This window comes from Microcoleus sp. w1-18aA5 (assembly GCF_036701705.1).
Classification (GTDB): Bacteria; Cyanobacteriota; Cyanobacteriia; order Cyanobacteriales; family Microcoleaceae; genus Microcoleus.
The window spans coordinates 1-19,358 of the sequence record NZ_JAUPTE010000005.1; the positions used below are offsets into that span (position 1 = coordinate 1).

The 19,358-nt window shown below is 45.5% G+C and carries 18 protein-coding genes; 9 read left to right on the plus strand and 9 right to left on the minus strand.

Features of this window, described 5'->3' with window-relative positions; translation table 11 throughout:
• The coding region (locus Q5691_RS02970) for a protein kinase domain-containing protein (RefSeq protein WP_333214699.1) at positions 1–999 on the minus strand (999 nt) is incomplete at its 3' end.
• A gap of 173 nt (positions 1,000–1,172) precedes the next feature.
• The gene (locus tag Q5691_RS02975) at positions 1,173–1,946 is read right to left on the minus strand and encodes a VOC family protein (RefSeq protein WP_333343879.1); all 774 of its coding nucleotides are present in this window, start codon (positions 1,944–1,946) and stop codon (positions 1,173–1,175) included.
• Between the two features lie 388 nt (positions 1,947–2,334).
• Here Q5691_RS02975 and topA point away from each other — a divergent pair, with 388 nt between their 5' ends.
• The 5 genes from topA (at position 2,335) to Q5691_RS03000 (ending at position 8,012) form a co-directional block, all read left to right on the plus strand.
• Entirely contained in the window at positions 2,335–5,067 is a 2,733-nt protein-coding gene (topA, locus tag Q5691_RS02980) for a type I DNA topoisomerase (RefSeq protein ID WP_333343880.1), read from the plus strand.
• Positions 5,068–5,258: 191 nt separating this feature from the next.
• Entirely contained in the window at positions 5,259–5,504 is a 246-nt protein-coding gene (locus tag Q5691_RS02985) for a hypothetical protein (RefSeq protein ID WP_333214705.1), read from the plus strand.
• Positions 5,495–5,947, plus strand: a complete 453-nt coding sequence (locus Q5691_RS02990; protein ID WP_333343881.1) for an HNH endonuclease signature motif containing protein — start codon at positions 5,495–5,497, stop codon at positions 5,945–5,947. Before Q5691_RS02985 ends, Q5691_RS02990 begins: the two co-directional genes overlap by 10 nt.
• Before the next feature lie 53 nt (positions 5,948–6,000).
• Positions 6,001–7,335 (plus strand): ParA family protein, encoded by a 1,335-nt coding sequence (locus tag Q5691_RS02995; protein WP_333343882.1) that lies wholly within the window; start codon positions 6,001–6,003, stop codon positions 7,333–7,335.
• Entirely contained in the window at positions 7,332–8,012 is a 681-nt protein-coding gene (locus Q5691_RS03000) for a Rho termination factor N-terminal domain-containing protein (RefSeq protein WP_333343883.1), read from the plus strand. The genes Q5691_RS02995 and Q5691_RS03000 overlap by 4 nt, the downstream gene beginning before the upstream one ends.
• 9 nt (positions 8,013–8,021) lie before the next feature.
• Here the strand turns inward: Q5691_RS03000 and Q5691_RS03005 are convergent, their stop codons facing one another.
• Positions 8,022–8,453 carry an HNH endonuclease signature motif containing protein gene (locus Q5691_RS03005; RefSeq protein ID WP_333343884.1) on the minus strand — a complete coding sequence of 144 codons (432 nt, stop codon included), beginning with the start codon at positions 8,451–8,453 and terminating at the stop codon, positions 8,022–8,024.
• A gap of 5 nt (positions 8,454–8,458) precedes the next feature.
• Entirely contained in the window at positions 8,459–8,830 is a 372-nt protein-coding gene (locus tag Q5691_RS03010; protein WP_333263688.1) for a hypothetical protein, read from the minus strand.
• A gap of 537 nt (positions 8,831–9,367) precedes the next feature.
• Here Q5691_RS03010 and Q5691_RS03015 point away from each other — a divergent pair.
• Positions 9,368–9,616, plus strand: coding sequence for a hypothetical protein (locus Q5691_RS03015; protein WP_333056597.1), 249 nt, complete (start codon positions 9,368–9,370; stop codon positions 9,614–9,616).
• A 102-nt stretch (positions 9,617–9,718) separates the two neighbouring features.
• Here Q5691_RS03015 and Q5691_RS03020 read toward each other — a convergent pair whose 3' ends face one another.
• The 3 genes from Q5691_RS03020 to Q5691_RS03030 form a co-directional block, all read right to left on the minus strand.
• Positions 9,719–10,072 (minus strand): DUF5615 family PIN-like protein, encoded by a 354-nt coding sequence (locus Q5691_RS03020; protein WP_333025693.1) that lies wholly within the window; start codon positions 10,070–10,072, stop codon positions 9,719–9,721.
• 4 nt (positions 10,073–10,076) lie between these two features.
• The gene (locus Q5691_RS03025) at positions 10,077–10,403 is read right to left on the minus strand and encodes a DUF433 domain-containing protein (RefSeq protein WP_333144268.1); all 327 of its coding nucleotides are present in this window, start codon (positions 10,401–10,403) and stop codon (positions 10,077–10,079) included.
• 132 nt (positions 10,404–10,535) lie between these two features.
• Positions 10,536–10,664, minus strand: a complete 129-nt coding sequence (locus Q5691_RS03030; RefSeq protein ID WP_333308398.1) for a DUF433 domain-containing protein — start codon at positions 10,662–10,664, stop codon at positions 10,536–10,538.
• A gap of 987 nt (positions 10,665–11,651) precedes the next feature.
• Here Q5691_RS03030 and Q5691_RS03035 point away from each other — a divergent pair.
• Both Q5691_RS03035 and Q5691_RS03040 read left to right on the plus strand, forming a co-directional pair.
• Positions 11,652–14,126, plus strand: a complete 2,475-nt coding sequence (locus Q5691_RS03035) for a phosphoketolase family protein (protein ID WP_333214719.1) — start codon at positions 11,652–11,654, stop codon at positions 14,124–14,126.
• 146 nt (positions 14,127–14,272) lie between these two features.
• Entirely contained in the window at positions 14,273–14,911 is a 639-nt protein-coding gene (locus tag Q5691_RS03040) for a histidine phosphatase family protein (RefSeq protein WP_333343885.1), read from the plus strand.
• Positions 14,912–14,956: 45 nt separating this feature from the next.
• On the opposite strand, the gene psaK is transcribed toward Q5691_RS03040, so the two are convergent.
• Positions 14,957–15,217, minus strand: coding sequence for a photosystem I reaction center subunit PsaK (gene psaK, locus Q5691_RS03045; protein ID WP_333214723.1), 261 nt, complete (start codon positions 15,215–15,217; stop codon positions 14,957–14,959).
• A gap of 228 nt (positions 15,218–15,445) precedes the next feature.
• On the opposite strand from psaK, the gene Q5691_RS03050 reads away from it, so the two are divergent.
• Positions 15,446–16,657, plus strand: a complete 1,212-nt coding sequence (locus Q5691_RS03050) for an acetate kinase (RefSeq protein WP_333312355.1) — start codon at positions 15,446–15,448, stop codon at positions 16,655–16,657.
• Between the two features lie 447 nt (positions 16,658–17,104).
• Here Q5691_RS03050 and Q5691_RS03055 read toward each other — a convergent pair whose 3' ends face one another.
• Positions 17,105–19,291: an ATP-binding protein gene (locus tag Q5691_RS03055; RefSeq protein WP_333343886.1), complete on the minus strand. Its 2,187-nt coding sequence runs from the start codon at positions 19,289–19,291 to the stop codon at positions 17,105–17,107.
• Positions 19,292–19,358 lie beyond the last annotated feature (67 nt).

Below are 19,358 nucleotides of genomic sequence, written 5' to 3' on the forward strand. Positions count from 1 at the left end.
TTCGGTGCTGCCTCTGCTGACTCGCTCAAAGGCTGCTAATAAGGTTTCAACTTCTGTTTCTCTGCCGTAGAGTTTTTCGGGGATGAGGAAATTGTCTGTAATATCCCGCGTTCCCAATGCAAACGTCTCAATGTTACCCGTGTTTTGTAATTGAGCCAGACAAATCTCTAAATCGTGTTTCAGTCCTAATGCACTCTGATAGCGATTTTCCGCATTCTTTGCCATCAGTTTACTAACAATTTGGGATAAAATTAGGGGAACTTCTGGCTTGATTTGATGTACCGGAATCGGCTGTTTGGCGAGATGACAATGCACTAACTCCATTGGGTCGTCTGAGTCGAAGGGTAACTGTGTGGTCAACAATTCATAGAAGGTCACACCCAGGGAATAAAAGTCACTCCGATAGTCAATGCCTCGATTCATTCTTCCTGTCTTTTCTGGGGAGAGATAAGCTAAGGTTCCTTCGATGGTGTTGGGATTCTGGATTTCTTGGGTTTCTCTCGGCAGCAGGGAAGAAATACTGAAGTCAATGAGTTTAATTTGTTTGCTATGTGGGTTAATCAGAATATTGGCGGGTTTGATATCTTTATGAATAACTCGGTTTTGGTATAGAGAGTGGAGAATATTTGCTAGTTCCCTGGCTAGGATGAGAAAGTTTTCTAAAGATAGAGATTTATCGGGTTGGTTTTTATCAGTTGCTGCCGGGAGATACGTAGACAGGGAAACTCCTCCAAAGTCCTCCATTATCAAAGCATAGGCGTTTTTGTAAGGTGCTAAATCGAGGGGTTCAACCACTCCAGGCAGACGTAGATTTTTGGCGATGGTATATTGGTTGCGGAATTGCAGCAGTTCGCTGAAGCTCGGGTATTCGTTTCTCAGCAGTTTGATGACGACTGGAGTACGATCGCTCTCCCGAACACCTCGATAAACTAAAGTGCGATCGCCTGCATAGAGTTGTTCTGTTATGCGATACCCCGGCAGGTCAGTAATTGTCTCCATTTTCCAGTCCTCAATAAATTCGGGGTTACTATATCTCTAGTTTACTCAGCAAACTTGGTAAATTCTCAATGGCCTCTAATGTTCCTGCACTTGTCAGTCCGCGTTCTGTACGAACGATCGCAGATCGTTCGATACTGGAGCCATATTATTAATTGTTTTACGGCTTGATGAGGTTACCAACTGATAATAAGCGGCAATCCCGGTCGAAAATCTACCTGTTGTCCCTGCACTTCTCCATCAAAACCAAGCTCGACAAAATACTCGGTTCCTATCCGTAAGTTTAGCTGATTTGTCTCAAGCACTGCTTGAAGTTCAGGTGACGGATTATTGGCAGCAGGACTGACTAATTCTACGCGAGTAATTTCCCGGAAACCCACACCATGATCCAAAGGCTGTGACTTATCACCAGAGTATTGATCGGGACGTTTACCAAAGGAAATTTGGACAAGCATGGGCTCAGTCAAAACATCACTATTTGTTCCTACTGCGATACTCATCGTTTCAGATAAATAAGGTGGACGATAGGCCCAACTTGAAAATGCAACTGTGTCCTCAGCACCTTTGGCTGGACGCAAACAGATGCCAAATGGACAGGCACCATTATTCCGATTTGTCGATCGCTCCCAAAGACGAGTCCGATGAATTGGCTCAGACTTCGCCTCTTCTGGATCGTGAATCCATAACAATTCCAACATGGCGTTATGGAAAAAGAAACAGCGATTGGCTGTACCTTGTCCGCGATGAATGCGAGATGCACCCTCAACTAAACCGAAGGATGATAAACGATTAGCTTCCGAAGCACCAATATCAGTAAGGATGAAAAGATGGTCGAATTCAAATGTCATAGCATTGTTGATAGACTCGATCGATCGCTCAAATAATTTTAACCTTCTGTGATGGCTTTCCTTCCGATCGCCACGCTGATGCTGCACAGCGTACTGTACCAAAGTCCAAAACCTCTATTCAGTAAATTTTTCCCAATCTAAAATCTAAAATCTAAAATCTAAAATCGCGCAATCGATCGCCCCAACCTTCAAGTTACAACCAGATTGAGGAACCATCCGCCCGCATCCGGCAGTCTCAACATCCAGTTAGCGACAATTCTGCTAAAGTCAGGTCATCATCCCGTGCATCTTGTAGAGACGCGATTCGCAGCCTCTGCCCCCAAAGCAGTAAAATCCCATCACATTGTCACCTGCCACCCGATCGGCAGTAACTTAAAAATTAAGGTAGTTTGAAAATAATCGCCCAAAGTTGAAAGAAGCCTTGACATCTGACCTAAACTCTCTAACTTAGACCCTCTAGCTGCGCTGCCATCCATATTTAAAAGATGCCATGTCAACCTTAGTCATCGTCGAATCTCCGACCAAAGCCCGCACCATCCGCAACTTCCTGCCCTCCACCTACCGTGTAGAGGCATCGATGGGTCATGTCCGCGACCTACCATCCTCCGCCGAAGAAATACCAGAAGCCGTTAAAGGAGAAAAATGGGCGCAACTGGGCGTAAACGTGGAAGCAGACTTTGAACCCCTCTACGTCATCCCGAAAGATAAAAAGAAAATTGTTAAAGAACTCAAAGACGCCCTCAAAGACGCCACAGAACTGATTCTAGCCACTGACGAAGACCGGGAAGGCGAAAGCATTTCCTGGCATTTGCTGCAAATCCTCAAACCCAAAGTGCCCATCAAGCGGATGGTGTTTCACGAAATCACCCGCGAAGCTATCCGCGACGCCTTAACTCACTGCCGCGATATCGACAATCGAGTTGTACAAGCCCAAGAAACTCGCCGGATTCTCGACAGACTCGTCGGTTACACACTCTCTCCGCTACTGTGGAAAAAAATCGCTTGGGGTTTGTCCGCTGGTAGAGTGCAGTCAGTCGCTGTACGCCTGTTGGTGCGCCGGGAACGGGAACGCCGCGCTTTCCGCCAAGGTAGTTACTGGGATTTAAAAGCCCTTTTGGAAAAGGGCAAGATTTCCTTTGATGCCAAACTCGTGACTGTCGGCAATATAAAAGTTGCAAATGGCAGCGATTTTGATGAAAATACCGGGCAAATTATCGCAGGCCGGCGTGTACTTTTGCTCAACGAAGAACAGGCGCGGGCTTTACTCTCACGCATCCAAAACAAACCTTGGACTGTCGGGAATATTGAAGAACGGCCAGTCACCCGGAAACCCTCGCCGCCGTTTACGACCTCGACTTTGCAGCAGGAAGCTAACCGCAAACTGAGGCTGGGTGCGCGGGAAACAATGCGAATTGCCCAAAGTCTCTACGAACGCGGTTTTATCACCTATATGCGGACGGATTCGGTGCATTTGTCCGAACAGGCGATCACAGCGGCGCGCAGTTGCGTGCAAGAACTTTACGGCAGCGAATACCTCAGCCCCCAACCGCGCAAATACACCACGAAAAGCAAAGGCGCCCAGGAAGCCCACGAAGCTATCCGTCCTGCCGGCAGCACTTTTCGGACTCCGCAGCAAACGGGATTGGATGGGATTGATTTCCGCCTCTATGATTTGATTTGGAAGCGGACTGTGGCCTCTCAAATGGCCGATTCCCGCCAAACTCACGTCACTGTATTAACTCAGGTAGAAGATGCCGGTTTCCGTTCCAGCGGCAAACGCATTGATTTTCCAGGCTTTTTGCGCGCCTACGTGGAAGGTTCCGACGATCCGAATGCGGCGTTGGAAGACCAGGAGGTGATTTTGCCGGCGCTGAAGGTGGAGGATAAACCTAATTGTAAGGATTTAGGGGCGATCGGGCACGAAACTCAACCTCCCGCCCGCTACACGGAAGCTTCTCTGGTGAAAATGCTGGAAAGCGAAGGTGTGGGCCGTCCGAGTACCTACGCGAGTATTATCGGTACAATTGTCGATCGGGGATATGCGAAATTAATAGCTAACGCCCTAATTCCGACATTCACCGCTTTCGCCGTCACGACTTTATTGGAAACACATTTTCCCGATTTAGTAGACACCGGTTTTACTTCCCGAATGGAACAAACCCTCGATGAAATTGCCACGGGCGAGGCGAAATGGCTGCCGTATTTGCAAAAGTTTTATACAGGGGAAACGGGACTCGCAACCCAAGTTAAAGAACAGGAAAGTCAGATTGACGCGAAAGTTGCCCGAACTGTGGTATTGGAGAATATTTCTGCTAAAGTCTGCATCGGCAAATTTGGCGCATACCTGGAATCTGAAAGCGAAGAAGGCCTGGTAAAAGCATCGATTCCCCAAGATTTGACGCCGGCAGATTTAGATCCGGAACAAGTGGAGTTTCTGTTAAAGCAAAAAACCGAAGGCCCGGAAAAATTGGGACTCCACCCGGAAACCGGGGAACCAATTTATGTGCTGATTGGCAGTTATGGGCCATACGTTCAGTTAGGGGAAGTTTCGGAAACGAACAAGAAACCGAAGCGGGCTTCTTTACCGAAGGGGACGGATAAGGATAGCGTGACGCTGGATATGGCGGTGAGTTTGTTGACTTTACCTCGCTTGTTGGGCACTCACCCGGAGACGGGGGCGAAGGTGCAAGCTAATTTGGGGATGTACGGGCCTTATGTGGTGCATGACCAGGGTAAGGTGGGGAAAGATTATCGATCGATCAAACCGCCGGATGATGTTTTGACGATCGAGCTCGATCGGGCTTTAGAGTTATTATCGCAGCCGAAAGCTGCCCGCGGTCGCAGCAAATCAGCCACACCTTTAAAGGAATTAGGCGCGCATCCAGAGTCGGGAGAATTGATCAATGTTTACGATGGCCGCTACGGCCCCTACGTGAAACACGGCGATATCAATGCTTCTTTGTCGAAGGATGAATCTGTGGAGAATTTCACCTTGCAAAGAGCACTGGAATTGTTAGCAACCAAGGAAGCAGCGGGAGGCAGTAAATCTAGCAGCAAGTCGAAGAAGTCTACTAAGACTGCGGCGGCGAAGTCGGAGACTGCAACGAAGAAGACTGCGGCAAAGAAAACCACTGCTAAAAAGACGGAGACTGCGGCGAAGAAAACCACTGCTAAAAAGACGGCGACTGCGACAACAGCCAAGAAAACAACTAAGTCAAGTTAGCAGGATTTACGCACTGTACGGTCAGAAACCGGGTTTTTTGCAATAATTTGTTTTAGCAGACAGATTCGGTAAAAAACCCGGTTTCTTCGATCGCGCCGTGCGTAAGTAGGTCTGCTCTTTCTAAAGTAATCCTTTCGTTCTCATGATATAATCAAAACTATCCATGTAGTAATTGGAGTAATTGAATCGCCATGATAGCTGAACTTATGGTACAACCTTCCTACTGGATCGATCGTGAGATTTCGATTGAGAAAGTCAGAAATCTTTACTTATTCAAATTTACGGAAAACCTGCAAACTAGATTAGAAGAACTAGCCGACAGAAAAAAGGCTAATCTTTTAACTTCAGAAGAGGTTGTAGAATTAGCAAGCTTACTAGAACTAGATCGGATTTTTACCTTAATTAACGCTAAAGTTATAGCAGCCTCATGTCCGTAAACCGCGCTACTAGAAATTTAGTAAGAAGTAGAGCTAATTTTCTTTGTGAATATTGCCATTCAGCGGAAGAAAGTAGCTCTACTCTATTTACGATAGATCATATTTTACCTCGCTCGATTGGTGGTAGCGATGAGCTTGAAAACTTAGCTTTAGCTTGTCATCGCTGTAATAATAATCGCTATAATTTTGTCACGGGTACTGACCCAGAAACTGAACAAGAAGTAACTTTGTTTAACCCCCGTCAACAGCAATGGTCTGAGCATTTTAACTGGTCTGCGGATGGTTTAGAAATAATGGGTATTACTCCAACAGGTAGGGGAACCTGCGATCGGTTAGACCTTAACGATCTATATCATAATGAAGGAGCGATTATCCGAGCTCGTCGTTTATGGATTAGGGCAGGGTGGCATCCTCCCTCTGGCGATCCTTGCCAAAATTCATAATAATGTAGTATTATAATATAGTCAGTTCAAATTATTACTGAATTTCCCTCCTGATGAATGCCCCAGCCACTACCCTTCAAGCTGCATTACAAAGTCTTCCTCAAGGCGCTTCAGAAGCTATTGTCAGTGCTCACTTTTCACCTTGGTTTTTGCAAGCATTGGGATTTGAATCTGATGAGGTTGTTCCTGAATATGATACTAATGGTGGTGGAATAGTTGATAAAGCAGCTAGAAAAACTATTGAAAATGATATATTTTTACACACAAAATCTAATCCCTATCTCCTTTTAGAGCTAAAAGGAAAAGACATCAATCTTACGGAAGGTACACCCGGGTACTTAAAAACAGTTAATCAACTTAAGCGACAGTTACTTGGTTCTAATTGCAAGTCAGCCGAATGGGGACTTATTACCAACTCATCCCATGTCCAACTGTTTAGAAAGCATGGTAAAGTAATCTTCCCAGCTACTCAATGCTTGGCTCTGGACTTGAATAACGTCGATCAAGTTGTTGCGGATATAAGAAAGAAGATTCAAGCACCAAGTAGAGCCTTGACAGTAACAATCTATAATAACAAAGGGGGTGTTGGAAAAACAACTACAACAGTTAACCTTGCAGGCATTTCAACTTTTTTGGGCAAGAAAGTTTTAGTAATAGATTTTGATTTTAATCAACAAGATTTAACAAGTGCTTTGGGTATTCCTGTCAGTGATGGGGTTCTTAAAGCAGCCCTTACAGGCAAAAACGTAGGTATCAAATCAGCGGTGAATTCATATAAGTTCTCTACTAAAAAATTACAGCTCAGTTTTGATATTATTCCTGCTGACAATGACCTGGGTAACGAGTCTGACGATAAACTTCGCACGTTAATGCAACTGCGTGTACTGTACAAGAAGCTCGAATTTGCAAGGCAGGACTATGATTATATTTTGATAGATTCATCCCCGAATTGGCGTTTCATTAGTCAACTTGCGGTATATGCGGCTGATGTTATCCTCATTCCTACAAAACACAACAACCTCTTTTCTCTAGAGAATGCGGCAACCGCTATTAAGAAATTCATCCCTGAAATACAAGCCGCTAAAGGTGAGGCAAATCCCATTGCCTTACCAATCTTTTTTAATGGAGAAAAAATTACACAGCCACAACTACAAGTTGCTCAACAAGAAATTAACAATATTCTGAAAAATGCTAAAAAAGACAAATTCGATCTACTGCCCTACTTCTACCCTAAGTACACCAGTGCGAAAAAAGACTTACATATTCATCAAGTACCAAGTTACGCTAACATAGCTAATGCTGCGTTCTCACGCATTCCTGCTGTTTATCGAGATCGTTCTGCCCATGAATACTACAAAGATTTAGCGAAGGAATACTTTTTACAATGAAAATTTCTAACATTATTGGCAGTTTGATGCATCTATACATAGATGAAATCGAGCCCGGAGAGGGTACTGATGCCCCTGAGTTTTTGATCAAAGCTACTGCAAATATACTTAAACAAAAGGGTGGACGAAACTGGCTCCCAGTTATCGTGAAAGAAACTGGTGAAGACAAGTATCAAGTTATTAGTAATTCCTTTGTTTATGCTGTAGCGGAGGAAGCTGGGCTAGAAAGAGTCTGGTGCATTATTGCTGATGATAGTGATGATACTATTACACTCACTAAAATCCTTGCAGGTGAGGAAAAGCCTAAAATTAATCTTTCCACAGCATCCAGAGATGAAATTATGGCAGCATTGCAATATTTGATTGAACAGCCGAACAGCGAGCTAAAATCCGTTAAACTTGCTGTAGCGACAAATCGAATTGATGAGGCTCCTCGTCTGTATTGGAAAAATTTTGAGCCAATCACAAGCTTGAAATGCGGTATTACCAAAGGCAAAAAACTTGACGCAATTAAGAGTGTATTTTATCTGACTCCCCAATCAATGCCAGATACGATAAACGACGTGACTATTCTCAGAACAATGACTACTGTTGAATTAAAAGCAATAGCCAAGAAAAGAGGAATTGCTGGGATAACTAAGATGAAGAAAGATGCTCTTATTGAGGCGCTAAGCTAATGGGCTCTGTTATGAAATACTTGATTCTGTGGGCGGATGCCATCCAGCACTAACCCACTGACGCCTGACAGTAACAGCAATATGATTGTTTAGTTGTAGTGTTGTGACTGTTGCGCGGCCGCAATCTGTAAGTCCAATAATTTCTGTAGCGTCTTCACTCCAAGCAAAATTTTGTGACCATTGTTGAGTGCGCGGATTAAACAACTTAACGTGCTTTTGCGTGACCGGATCTAATGCGTCAGTTTGGGTTCCTTTGTAATTATTGCATAGACTACAAGCCAGCCAGAGATTTTCTTCCTCGTCAGTACCGCCAATCGCTTTAGGAATAATATGGTCAATTTCCAGTATTCCCAAAACATACATTTGTAAACTGCGACAATAACCGCATCGGTTTTGAGCTTGTGCGCGAACTCTGGCTCGAACTTGTTCGGAAATCGCCATTTTGCTTATCCTTTTAATGGTTCCAGCAAGCCGCGCCGCACAGCTTCATTTAAGGCTTGAGCTTGTCGCAATAGTCGAGTTTCATATATGTGGATTAAGGCCTGCAATTCAGCCAGTTCTACAGATGCGATCGTACCGGATTGTTGGCGGTCTAGCAATTCACTCAATCGTTGTTCTTGGAGTGGTTGCAGCCGGAGTTGAGTCAGAGTGATTACTTCTGAATCAGACAGTGCTGATACTGGTTTAGCGGTTGGTAAGAGAAAATTTTCCAGAGTTTCTACTAGAATCTCACTCACGGTGCGGTGGCGTTGCAGCGCTAGCAATTCTGCTTGGTGATAGACTTCATCTGGCAGATTTAGGGTGATTTGGGCGGTCATAGGTGCAAAGCTATGAAACTAATATTTATATTATGCCATATTTTACTTTGAGTATTAGACATCTGCCCAAAAGAAATGAAGAAGGATCTCGCTTTCTAAAAATACGGCGACAGCGACAAAGAAGAAAACCAAGTGAAATTAGTTTAGCTTTCACTCATCCCAGAAACCCGGTTTCTTTAAGAAACCGGGTTTCTTGATTTGTAAAACACTAGACAAGATGGCAAAAATAGGTTTGTACTTTAATCCTTAAAATTATCTTATCTTCCTTTGTGTCATAAACGTCTGCGGGGTTCCATCGCCCTTATTTTTTTTGAGACATATCAACTCCAACTCTTGTCAAGCCTAGCTTTTCTGCTTACTTGTCACCCGTCAGCAAAATCATCCTATTTACTTATTGACAATTGCTCCTCTCTGTTAAATTGTCATGAATCGAACATATAAAGTTAAAAATTGTATCGTAAGCAACAGAAAGTACCCAATCTTTTATGTAGCGCTCTACAATGGACAAAAGAAACAATATTAAGAGGCGCGATCGCTATGGGTATCAATGAAAATCTAGACTGGGAAGAAGCATTTGAGTACCGAGCGGGCTTAACAGTAGAGTTGAAGTCCCAGCCAGGTGTTTTCGATACGATCGCTTACTATGAAGTGATGATGGTACCGCCCATCTGGTTAGAAAATGACCCCCGTCCCCGCTATCCTCACGAACTGCGAGTCGTTTCCCACCAGCCAACTGTGTCCAATGTTTGCCGGATTTCAGAGTGCCCTGTTTTAGTCGCCTCCTAAGTTTTTTCAGCCGGAAATATCGGCGATGGCATCTAGCCAGCAATCAAACCGATGCAGTGATTTTCGGATTGAGATTGCTTGAGTGTACTTTGTGGCGATCGCTTAAGATATAGATGGCGACCCAGAACGATAGACGCGAATCAATTGACCTGTTAATGTTGCAAGTGAGGAAATAGCTTCATTAATGTTAGTCGCCATTCTTGCTAAGTCATCATCTGCCTTACAGACAATAATACCAGCATGGTCAGGCTGTGAGCTGTGCAGTCTAATAAAATGACGGCGATTGAGAGTTAAAACAGCTCGATTTTCATTGACTGCAAAAGCTAACACTTCTTCGTCAGGAATTTTTTGGTTATCTTTTCCGGCTTCTTGCACTGTCAGAATATTGTGCCCCATCTGGCGCAGCAATTCTACAACCTCTCGGGGAAATTGTTCGTCACCATAAAGACGCGCCATCATTTCAATCCTCGTCATTTTCGCGGATAGCTATTTCAATTTCATCGGGAAAAGCTGCCGCATAAGTCCAGGCATTTGCTAAATCAGTAGCGGTTAGTGTGGGATAGTTATCTAAGAGTCGAGACTCGTTCATACCCAAGCGACGAAAACTTTCCAGTACCCAAACAGGAATGCGAGTGTTTCTGATACAAGCATCACCGCCGCAGACACCGGGAGTCTTGCTAATTCCTTGCCAGGTGTTGGCTAAGTTCTGGGTTAATAATTGGATGATTTGAGCTTTCTCGGTTGGCGTTAAAGCCAGAAGTTGCGCTTCTAATTCTTTGATAGTCATAGAAATTTTGGTACTTATGAAATATAGCGGTTCTCAAGCGTGGTGAGGTATGCGGGATCCTTCCTATGCCCATGCCCTATGCCCTATGAGCACCTCATGTTAATGAGAAAGGCTATATGTATGTATTTGCTATTATAGTGCGATCGCCAGGAGTCGAGACTTGTTCATACCCAAACGACGAAAACTTTCCAGTACCCAAACAAGAATGCGAGTATTTCTCCTACAAGCATCACCGCCACAGGCACCGGGAGTTTGGCTAATTCATTGCCAGGTGTTAAGCTTTTACGCATCTAAATTGTATTTTTGGGCGGGCGGAACGCTAGGGCCCCTAATCCCCACAAGAATTTGCTCGAATTTGATTGTCAAATTTAGATGCGCCTCAGCTTAGCTAAATTTTGGGTTAATAATTAGATAATATCTATTGGTTGTTATACGCAATTCCTTTCTCTCGGATCTCTTCCTATACGCGCTCTGCGCCTCTGCGATTCATAAAAAAAAGCCCGTTTACAAATGAAATAGCCTTGCTATAGCCTTTTTCAATAAAATGAGGTACACACCGCTCGCAACTGATGCCCACGGAGGCCACGGAGGCCACGGAGGCCTATGCCCGCGACAGCACCTCATGTTACTGAAAAAGGCTATATATCTTTTTAACTTCTTGATAAATCTCTAAATTATAAAAATTGCTCACCCTTTTACCCTGAGCTTAAACAATATAAAAAAACTTTAACAAAAAAGGAGTCATACCATTTGAGATTTGAGATTTGAGATTGGGAATGACAGAGGACATAAAACTTTGGATTTTGCCTACAGTTGCATTTTTGTGAATAACTGGTATCAGCCATCAGCAGGCACAAAGTAAAATCAACTTCAGGTATAAATCATGATGATTTGTACCTTGAGAAGCATATTTTTCGGGACTTGCACAGCACCTCCGGCGACCCGCAGCACATACGCATCAGGTGCAAAGTACACACTATACAAAAAATCTTGTGTAAATCCTATTTTATATTGCTGAATTCCTTGATCCCCAAAAAAATCCCCCTTTCTATCCTCGAAATTGTGCGATGTTTAGCTATAAATTAACATTAATTTAAACTTTGATGGAGACATAAACGAGCTATAATTCAATAGTTTTCGTGGAAGACATGGAGTTTAAATACAAAATGTCACGGATAACAAATTAATATCGATCGCACTTCACGATCGCACTTTACAAAACAACCACAACTTAGGAGTCAATAGCTGATGATGCTAGGAACAACCGAGATCCCGCAATTAAAGCCGCTTTCCGACTCAGAACTACACAAAATGAACGCCTACTGGCGGGCGGCAAACTACCTATCCGTCGGACAAATCTATCTCCTCGACAACCCCCTACTCAAAGAGCCCCTCAAAATCGAACACGTCAAACCGAGACTCCTCGGACATTGGGGCACTACTCCAGGTTTAAACTTCATCTACGTTCACCTCAACCGCATCATCAAAGCCCAAGACCTCAACACCATCTACATCGCAGGCCCTGGACACGGCGGGCCGGGCTTGGTCGCCAACACCTATCTCGAAGGCACTTACAGCGAATATTACTCGAATATTTCCGAAGATGAAGAGGGTATCAAACGGCTATTCAAACAGTTCTCCTTTCCCGGCGGTATCCCCAGCCACGTCGCCCCGGAAACCCCCGGTTCGATTCACGAAGGTGGCGAACTCGGCTACGCCCTCGTCCACGCTTACGGCGCAGTCTTCGACAATCCCGATTTGATTGTGGCGGCCGTTGTCGGTGACGGGGAAGCCGAAAGCGGCCCCTTGGCTGCTAGCTGGCACTCTAACAAGTTTCTCAACCCGGTTCGCGACGGCGCTGTGTTGCCGATTTTGCACTTGAACGGCTACAAAATTGCCAATCCCACTCTGTTGGCCCGCATTCCGCAGGAGGAATTGGAAAGTTTGATGGTCGGTTACGGCTACAAACCTTATTGGGTGGAAGGTTCAGACCCGGAAACCATGCACCAGTTGATGGCTGCAACTCTCGATACCGCGATCGGCGAAATTAAGGCGATTCAGGAAAAAGCCCGGACAGAGGGCTATTCCGGCCGTCCCCAGTGGCCGATGATTGTGATGAAAACTCCCAAAGGCTGGACGGGGCCGAAGGAGGTTGACGGTAAGAAAACTGAGGATTATTGGCGATCGCACCAAGTCCCACTTTCGGAAATGGCTTCTAAGCCGGGACACGTCCAACTCCTGGAAGATTGGATGAAAAGCTATAAGCCGGAAGAACTCTTCGACGAAAAGGGCAAGTTAATTCCCGAATTAGCAGAACTCGCACCCAAGGGATCTCGACGCATGGGGGCAAATCCCCACGCTAACGGCGGCCTGCTGCTGCGAGACTTGAAAATGCCGAAATTTGAAGACTACGCCGTTGACGTGCAAAAACCGGGCACTGTAATGGCAGAAGCAACTCGCGTTTCTGGCCGCTTCCTGCGAGACGTGATGAAACTAAATCAGGAAAACGCCAATTTCCGCATTGTCGGGCCCGACGAGACGGCCTCAAACCGCCTCGATCCGGTGTTTGAACTGACGAACCGGATGTGGGCGGGAGAAATTTTGCCCGAAGACGACCACATCTCCCCAGACGGCCGGGTGATGGAAGTCCTCAGCGAACATCTATGTCAGGGATGGCTGGAAGGCTATTTGCTGACGGGACGCCACGGCTTTTTCTCTTGTTACGAGGCGTTTATTCACATCATCGATTCGATGTTCAACCAACACGCCAAGTGGTTGAAAACTACTCGTCACATTCCTTGGCGCCGGCCGATCGCATCTCTGAATTACTTACTAACTTCTCACGTTTGGCGACAAGACCACAACGGTTTTTCTCACCAAGATCCGGGTTTTATCGACCACGTAATTAACAAGAAAGCGGAAGTGGTGCGGATTTATTTGCCACCAGATGCGAATACTTTGCTGTCCGTAACGGATCACTGTCTCCGCAGTCGCAACTATGTCAACGTGATTATTGCAGGGAAGCAGCCGGCATTGCAGTATTTGGATATGGATTCTGCGATTAAACACTGTACCGTCGGCATCGGCATTTGGGAGTGGGCTAGTAACGATAAAGGCGGCGAACCAGATGTGGTGATGGCTTGTGCGGGTGATGTTCCGACGCTGGAAACTTTGGCTGCTGTTGACATTCTCCGCCGAGATTATCCCGATTTAAAAGTGCGGGTGGTTAATGTGGTGGATTTGATGACGCTGCAACCTGCTAGCGAACATCCCCACGGTTTGTCTGACAAGGATTTTGATACTTTGTTCACGAAAGATAAGCCGGTGATTTTTGCTTTTCACGGCTATCCTTGGCTGATTCACCGCTTGACTTATCGCCGGACAAATCACCCGAATATTCACGTTCGGGGTTACAAGGAAGAGGGAACGACTACGACGCCGTTTGATATGGTGGTGATTAATGACCTCGATCGATTCCATTTAGTTGGAGATGTACTCGATCGCGTTCCGAAACTGAGTTCTGTCGCAGCTTACGGCAAACAAGCTATCCGTGACAAGCTGATCGAACACAGGCAGTATATCAACGAACACGGCGATGATATGCCGGAAATCCGCGATTGGCAGTGGCCGCACGCGGGCCCGGTTTCGCCGGAAGCGCCGAAGGAAACGAAAGATCCGACAACGACTGGAGATCAAACCGTGCGATCGGGTGCACCGGGCTAGCGATATTCTGGCTAGGGACACGGTAATGCCGTGTCCGGCACAGGATCGGGGATTAGGACACGGCATTGCCGTGTCCCTACAGACGATCTTCCTCTGCGGTTCGTTCAATAAAAGTCTCTTTCAACAATCAAATAAAAGTGGTAAATATGAGCTTAAAAATCTACTTTGTACGACACGGTGAAACGACTTACAGCCAAACAGGTGGCTTCTGCGGCGCTATAGATCCAGAATTAACGCCCGCAGGTTCTAAAATGGCAGAACAGTTTGCCGCTACTTACGCAAAATTGCCCTGGGAGGCTGTTTATGTCAGTCCGATGAAACGCACAATTGCTACTGCAAAACCTTTGTGCGATGCTGTGGGGATTGAAATGCAGCTTCGCGACGGACTGAGGGAAATTAATTACGGTGAGTGGGAGGGCAAAACAGTAGAAGAGGTCAAAAAAAAATACGAAGAAGATTATATTAATTGGCTGACTGAACCTGCTTGGAATGCACCGAATGGCGGCGAGACTTCCGTGGAAATTGCTAGCCGATCGTCCTTAGTTATCGCAGAAATTCAAGAAAAGTACAAGAGCGGTAATGTTTTGGTTGTCTCGCACAAGGCGACTATTAGAATTATTCTGTGCAGTCTCTTGGGGATTGATTTGGGACGTTATCGCTATCGAATTGCCGCTTTAGCAGCTTCTGTCAGTATTGTCAAGTTTGATGTTCGCGGCCCGTTGTTGGAGGTTTTGGGCGATCGATCGTACATGGATGAAACTCTCCGCAATTTGCCCGGTACTTGAAATTACGGGTAGGGTGCGCGCACTGCCTACCCGGAGCGTCTGAAACTAAATCGCGCCTATGTAAGACAATCCTAAAATAGTACCTGCTCCCAAAATATGACCAAAAGCAGTAGTTCCCAAAACTGCACCCAAACTCAAACCGCCGAACATACTGGATGAGGGCATTGCTGGGCCTGTGGTAGGCTTCTGGATGGTTGATTTGCCGATCGCAATAGCTAAAATATTGCAAAGAATCATAATCAAACCGATTGTAGGGCTCCACTCTACGGTTCTGGGGGCAACGGCAAGTAAAATTGGTGTAAACATCGATCGGCTCCTTAAACTTTAGTAAACGAAAATGTGCATAGAAGATATATCAAAAAAATGCAACTGTTAGCTACACATTGCATTAAGAGTTAATTTTTCGACATTTTTCTTAATATTTTTCCCAGGATCTCAAGATTTCTTAGCCTGTGCAGGCGGACGAAAGTTTGACAACACACGATTGCAATCGCCTAGCGATCGAAAGAACGAATCAACAGGAAATAATAAAGCATGAAAATACTGGTGTTAAATGCAGGGTCTAGCAGTCAAAAGAGCTGTCTTTACGAGTTAAATGATGTCCTCCCCGATCGACCTTTGCAACCCCTCTGGGAGGCTCAAATAGACTGGACTCACCAGCAGGGTATAGCAGAGTTGAAAGTCAAAACAGCAAAAGGCGATCGGCTTGAAGAGGAGTTTGCCTCAGACTCTCGCAAAGATGCTATTTCTCGAATGCTGCAGAGTCTTTGGAGGGGAAGAACTCAAACAATTAATGATTTAAAAGAAATTGATATGGTCGGCCACCGCGTCGTACACGGCGGACAAGATTATCAGCAAAGTACGTTAATTTCGCCGGATGTTAAAAAGGCGATCGCCCGTTTATCTGTTTTCGCCCCGGTTCACAATCCGGTTAACCTCGAAGGCATCGAAGCGATTGAAAAACTCCTCCCAAATCTGCCGCAAGTAGCAGTATTTGATACAGCTTTTCACGCACAATTGCCGCCCGCAGCCTTTGTTTATCCAGGCCCCTATGAATGGCTGGAAAATGGGATTCGCCGTTACGGTTTTCACGGGATTAGCCATCAATATTGCGCGCGTCGGGCCGCCGACATTCTGGGTAAAAATTTGGCAGATTTGCGGTTGATTAGCTGTCATTTGGGCAACGGATGTTCTCTGGCCGCCATTCGCGGTGGCTGGAGTGTTGACACGACGATGGGATTTACGCCTTTGGAAGGTTTGATGATGGGAAGTCGATCGGGTTCGATCGATCCAGGCATCCTCATTCATCTGTTAAAACAATCCGATTTTACTGCTGAGAAACTTGATGGTATTCTCAATCGAAATTCAGGTTTAAAAGGGATTTCAGGGGTGTCTAGCGATCTGCGGCAGATTGGAGATGCGATCGTCCAAGGTAATCAGAGAGCTCAACTTGCTTTGGATATTTACATCCACCGTTTGCGTGCCGGAATTGGTGCCATGCTGGCGAGTTTGGGAGGGTTGGATGCTTTAATTTTTACGGCGGGAGTCGGGGAAAATGCTGCTGTTGTGAGATCGGCAGCTTGCGAAGCTTTTGGATTTATCGGGTTAAAATTGGATGGGGATAAAAATCAACTGTCACCAATCGATCAAGATATTGCGGCACTGGATTCAGCAGTGAGAATTTTGGTAATTCACACACAGGAAGATTGGGAAATTGCGCGAGAATGCTGGAAACTTTATCACTAATTTATTTTATGAATTCCTGCAACAGCGATGCCCAATCAGCTTCGCAGAAGTGTCAATCGATTTTAGATTTTAGATTTTAGATTTTAGATTAAAGAATTGAAGCATTGGCCCCACAGATCAATTCGGGCGCTTGTTTATCGGATACAGGTTTTTTATTTATCCGTCCTGAGTCTGCTTTCGGAATGAATCCGGGGGCTTGTATCCTGGATGCTTTCGGTCAAAAATCACGCTCGGCGCCACAGTAATAGATCTAATTCATCTGCGTTAATCTGTGTTTCTCTGCCCTAATCTGCGGTAAAAAAAAGATAATTTATTAACCGCAGATGACAAAGGATTGACGCTGATTCACGCAGAGGTCGAGAATAGAGATATGAATAATTCCGAGGCTAACAGATTTGATATGACATGATTGGAATACTGCCAGGGTTGGTAATGATCCAGAAACGGTTACAAAACTTGCCGTAGGGCGATCGGAATTTCAATAATAAACTCGCTCCCCTCTCCGGGTGCAGAAACGCAAGTCAATGTTCCGCCATGAGAACTGACAACAATCGAGTGAGAAATAGACAATCCCAAACCCGTTCCCGAACCCACGGGTTTAGTTGTAAAAAAGGGATCGAATATCTTGTGCAGCACCTCAGTGCTCATCCCCGGCCCGCTGTCGGCAATTCTAATTATGACAGAATTCCTGTCTGTCACCTCTGTAGAAATTGTAATCGTAGGCTGTTGATGAGAGTTTTGCGGGTAATCTCTTGCTACGAGGAGAGCATCGATCGCATTGGTGAGAATATTCATAAACACCTGATTGAGTTGTCCGGCGTAGCATTCCACCAGGGGTAGAGAACCGTAGTTTTGAATCACCTCAATAGACGGTCGTTCCGGTCTATGTTTGAGGCGGTGTTGCAAAATCAGTAAGGTGCTGTTAATACCCTCATGGATATCCACTGCTTTAAAATCTGCTTCGTCCATCCGTGAAAAGTTCCGCAACGACAGGACAATTTGGCGGATGCGATCGGTACCCATTTTCATCGAAGACAGCATTTTAGGCAGGTCTTCTTGCAAGAACTCCAGGTCGATTTCTTCGGCTGCGATTTGAATTTCGTCAGCAGGGTTAGGATAGTGCTGTTGATAAAGCTGCACGAACTTTAACAAATCTTGGGTGTATTGCTGTGTATGGACGAGGTTGCCGTGAATGAAGTTGACCGGGTTGTTAATTTCGTGGGCGACTCCACCAACCATTTGCCCCAAACTAGACATTTTTTCGCTCTGAATTATCTGTGATTGGCTGCGTTGCAACTCACTTAGGGCGTTTTTGAGTTCACCGGTGCGGTATTCCACCCGATCTTCTAATTCTGCATTACTTTTTTCTAAGGCGGTAAACGATTCGCGCAGTTGTCTTGCCATCTGGTTAAAGGAGTTGGCAAGGGCGTTGAGTTCTTGAATACGGCTGTCTTCTACAGCTTGGTCGAAGTTGCCAGATGTTATTGCCTCACTCGCCCGATTCAGTCGCAGAATCGGACGCGCAATCCAGCCGGAGGTGAGAACGCCCATCCCACAAGCTACCCCCAATGCTGCTAAGCAGAGCAAGATTGTGGTGCGGGTGTTGGCATCAATCTGTGCCATGAATTCGCTTTCTGGCACACTCACCACCACTAACCAATCCAATCCATATTGGTCGCGCCAGGGAGTGAGTTGCACATAGTAGAGTTCTCCCTGAAAATCAAGTCGGAGATCCGTGTCTTTAGAAATGGATTGAAACCCTTTGAAGCGTTGCTGGATTTGTTTGGCAATTCCCTGCACTATGGGATTGGGACTGTCGATCGCCTTCAAACGCCGAATCTCGTCTTTGACGGTGATAAATGGTTGTTCTTTCGCAGAGTTTGCGATCAACAGCCCATTTCGTTCCATGATGAAAACCTGCCCTGAGCTACTGATATCTATATTCCGTAAGAAATCGCTCAGTTTCAACAGATGGATATCGACTCCAACCATTCCTAGCAAGCGATTATTTGCGTCATAAATGGGGCGACCGGCAGAGGCAGCGATGTAGGGATGATTGGGATAATTTACGGTGACGATCCGCGACCAGATGGGTTTACCTGCTTTCATGGGTTCGGTGTACCAGGGTTCTTGCAAGTTGTCCCAATCATAAATAGTCACGACGTGAGTGCGATCGCCTTTGTTGTCTGTGGCATAGTTGATCACATTATTCGGCGGTTTGGGAGTCCAATCATCAATCACGACGGCTTTGGGGTCGTAGCGTGCGGCCCCTACTCCCTCACCCGTGATCAGTCCAATGCCGATGTAATTCAGGTCATAAGCCTGCATTTGGTGCCAGAAATACTTACCGAGGGTTTGGCGATCGCGCACATCTAGCAACCCCATCCGAATCGCATCGGCGTTAACCTGAATCACTTGATGCGGAATAGATAAATAAGCCTCCAGATGTTGATTCACCGAAATGCTGGTTCGATCCATCAACCGATCCGCCAGGTCGTTTACGGCTTTTTGTCCATTTTTGAACGACAAATATCCAACCAGACCGACCGCTCCAAAAATTTGCAAAACAAATGGCACCATTAGTATGAGCTGCAATGGGATCGCCTGAGTTTTGCCGAAGTTACGTATCTTCATGATCGGAATTTACTTTTATTTTACTATGATCTACTATCTACAGTTCGATCATGAAAATACACAGAAT

What these genes read in the sequence shown, in the direction of transcription:
- Q5691_RS03010 (WP_333263688.1), bottom strand. Translation starts at nt 8,830, where the DNA reads ATGACCGCCCAAATCACCCTAAATCTGCCAGATGAAGTCTATCACCAA.
- Q5691_RS02995 (WP_333343882.1), top strand. Translation starts at nt 6,001, where the DNA reads ATGAATGCCCCAGCCACTACCCTTCAAGCTGCATTACAAAGTCTTCCT.
- Q5691_RS03015 (WP_333056597.1), top strand. Translation starts at nt 9,368, where the DNA reads ATGGGTATCAATGAAAATCTAGACTGGGAAGAAGCATTTGAGTACCGA.
- Q5691_RS03050 (WP_333312355.1), top strand. Translation starts at nt 15,446, where the DNA reads ATGAAAATACTGGTGTTAAATGCAGGGTCTAGCAGTCAAAAGAGCTGT.
- Q5691_RS03035 (WP_333214719.1), top strand. Translation starts at nt 11,652, where the DNA reads ATGATGCTAGGAACAACCGAGATCCCGCAATTAAAGCCGCTTTCCGAC.
- Q5691_RS02985 (WP_333214705.1), top strand. Translation starts at nt 5,259, where the DNA reads ATGATAGCTGAACTTATGGTACAACCTTCCTACTGGATCGATCGTGAG.
- Q5691_RS03040 (WP_333343885.1), top strand. Translation starts at nt 14,273, where the DNA reads ATGAGCTTAAAAATCTACTTTGTACGACACGGTGAAACGACTTACAGC.
- psaK (WP_333214723.1), bottom strand. Translation starts at nt 15,217, where the DNA reads ATGTTTACACCAATTTTACTTGCCGTTGCCCCCAGAACCGTAGAGTGG.
- topA (WP_333343880.1), top strand. Translation starts at nt 2,335, where the DNA reads ATGTCAACCTTAGTCATCGTCGAATCTCCGACCAAAGCCCGCACCATC.
- Q5691_RS02990 (WP_333343881.1), top strand. Translation starts at nt 5,495, where the DNA reads ATGTCCGTAAACCGCGCTACTAGAAATTTAGTAAGAAGTAGAGCTAAT.
- Q5691_RS03020 (WP_333025693.1), bottom strand. Translation starts at nt 10,072, where the DNA reads ATGGCGCGTCTTTATGGTGACGAACAATTTCCCCGAGAGGTTGTAGAA.
- Q5691_RS03025 (WP_333144268.1), bottom strand. Translation starts at nt 10,403, where the DNA reads ATGACTATCAAAGAATTAGAAGCGCAACTTCTGGCTTTAACGCCAACC.
- Q5691_RS03005 (WP_333343884.1), bottom strand. Translation starts at nt 8,453, where the DNA reads ATGGCGATTTCCGAACAAGTTCGAGCCAGAGTTCGCGCACAAGCTCAA.
- Q5691_RS03055 (WP_333343886.1), bottom strand. Translation starts at nt 19,291, where the DNA reads ATGAAGATACGTAACTTCGGCAAAACTCAGGCGATCCCATTGCAGCTC.
- Q5691_RS03000 (WP_333343883.1), top strand. Translation starts at nt 7,332, where the DNA reads ATGAAAATTTCTAACATTATTGGCAGTTTGATGCATCTATACATAGAT.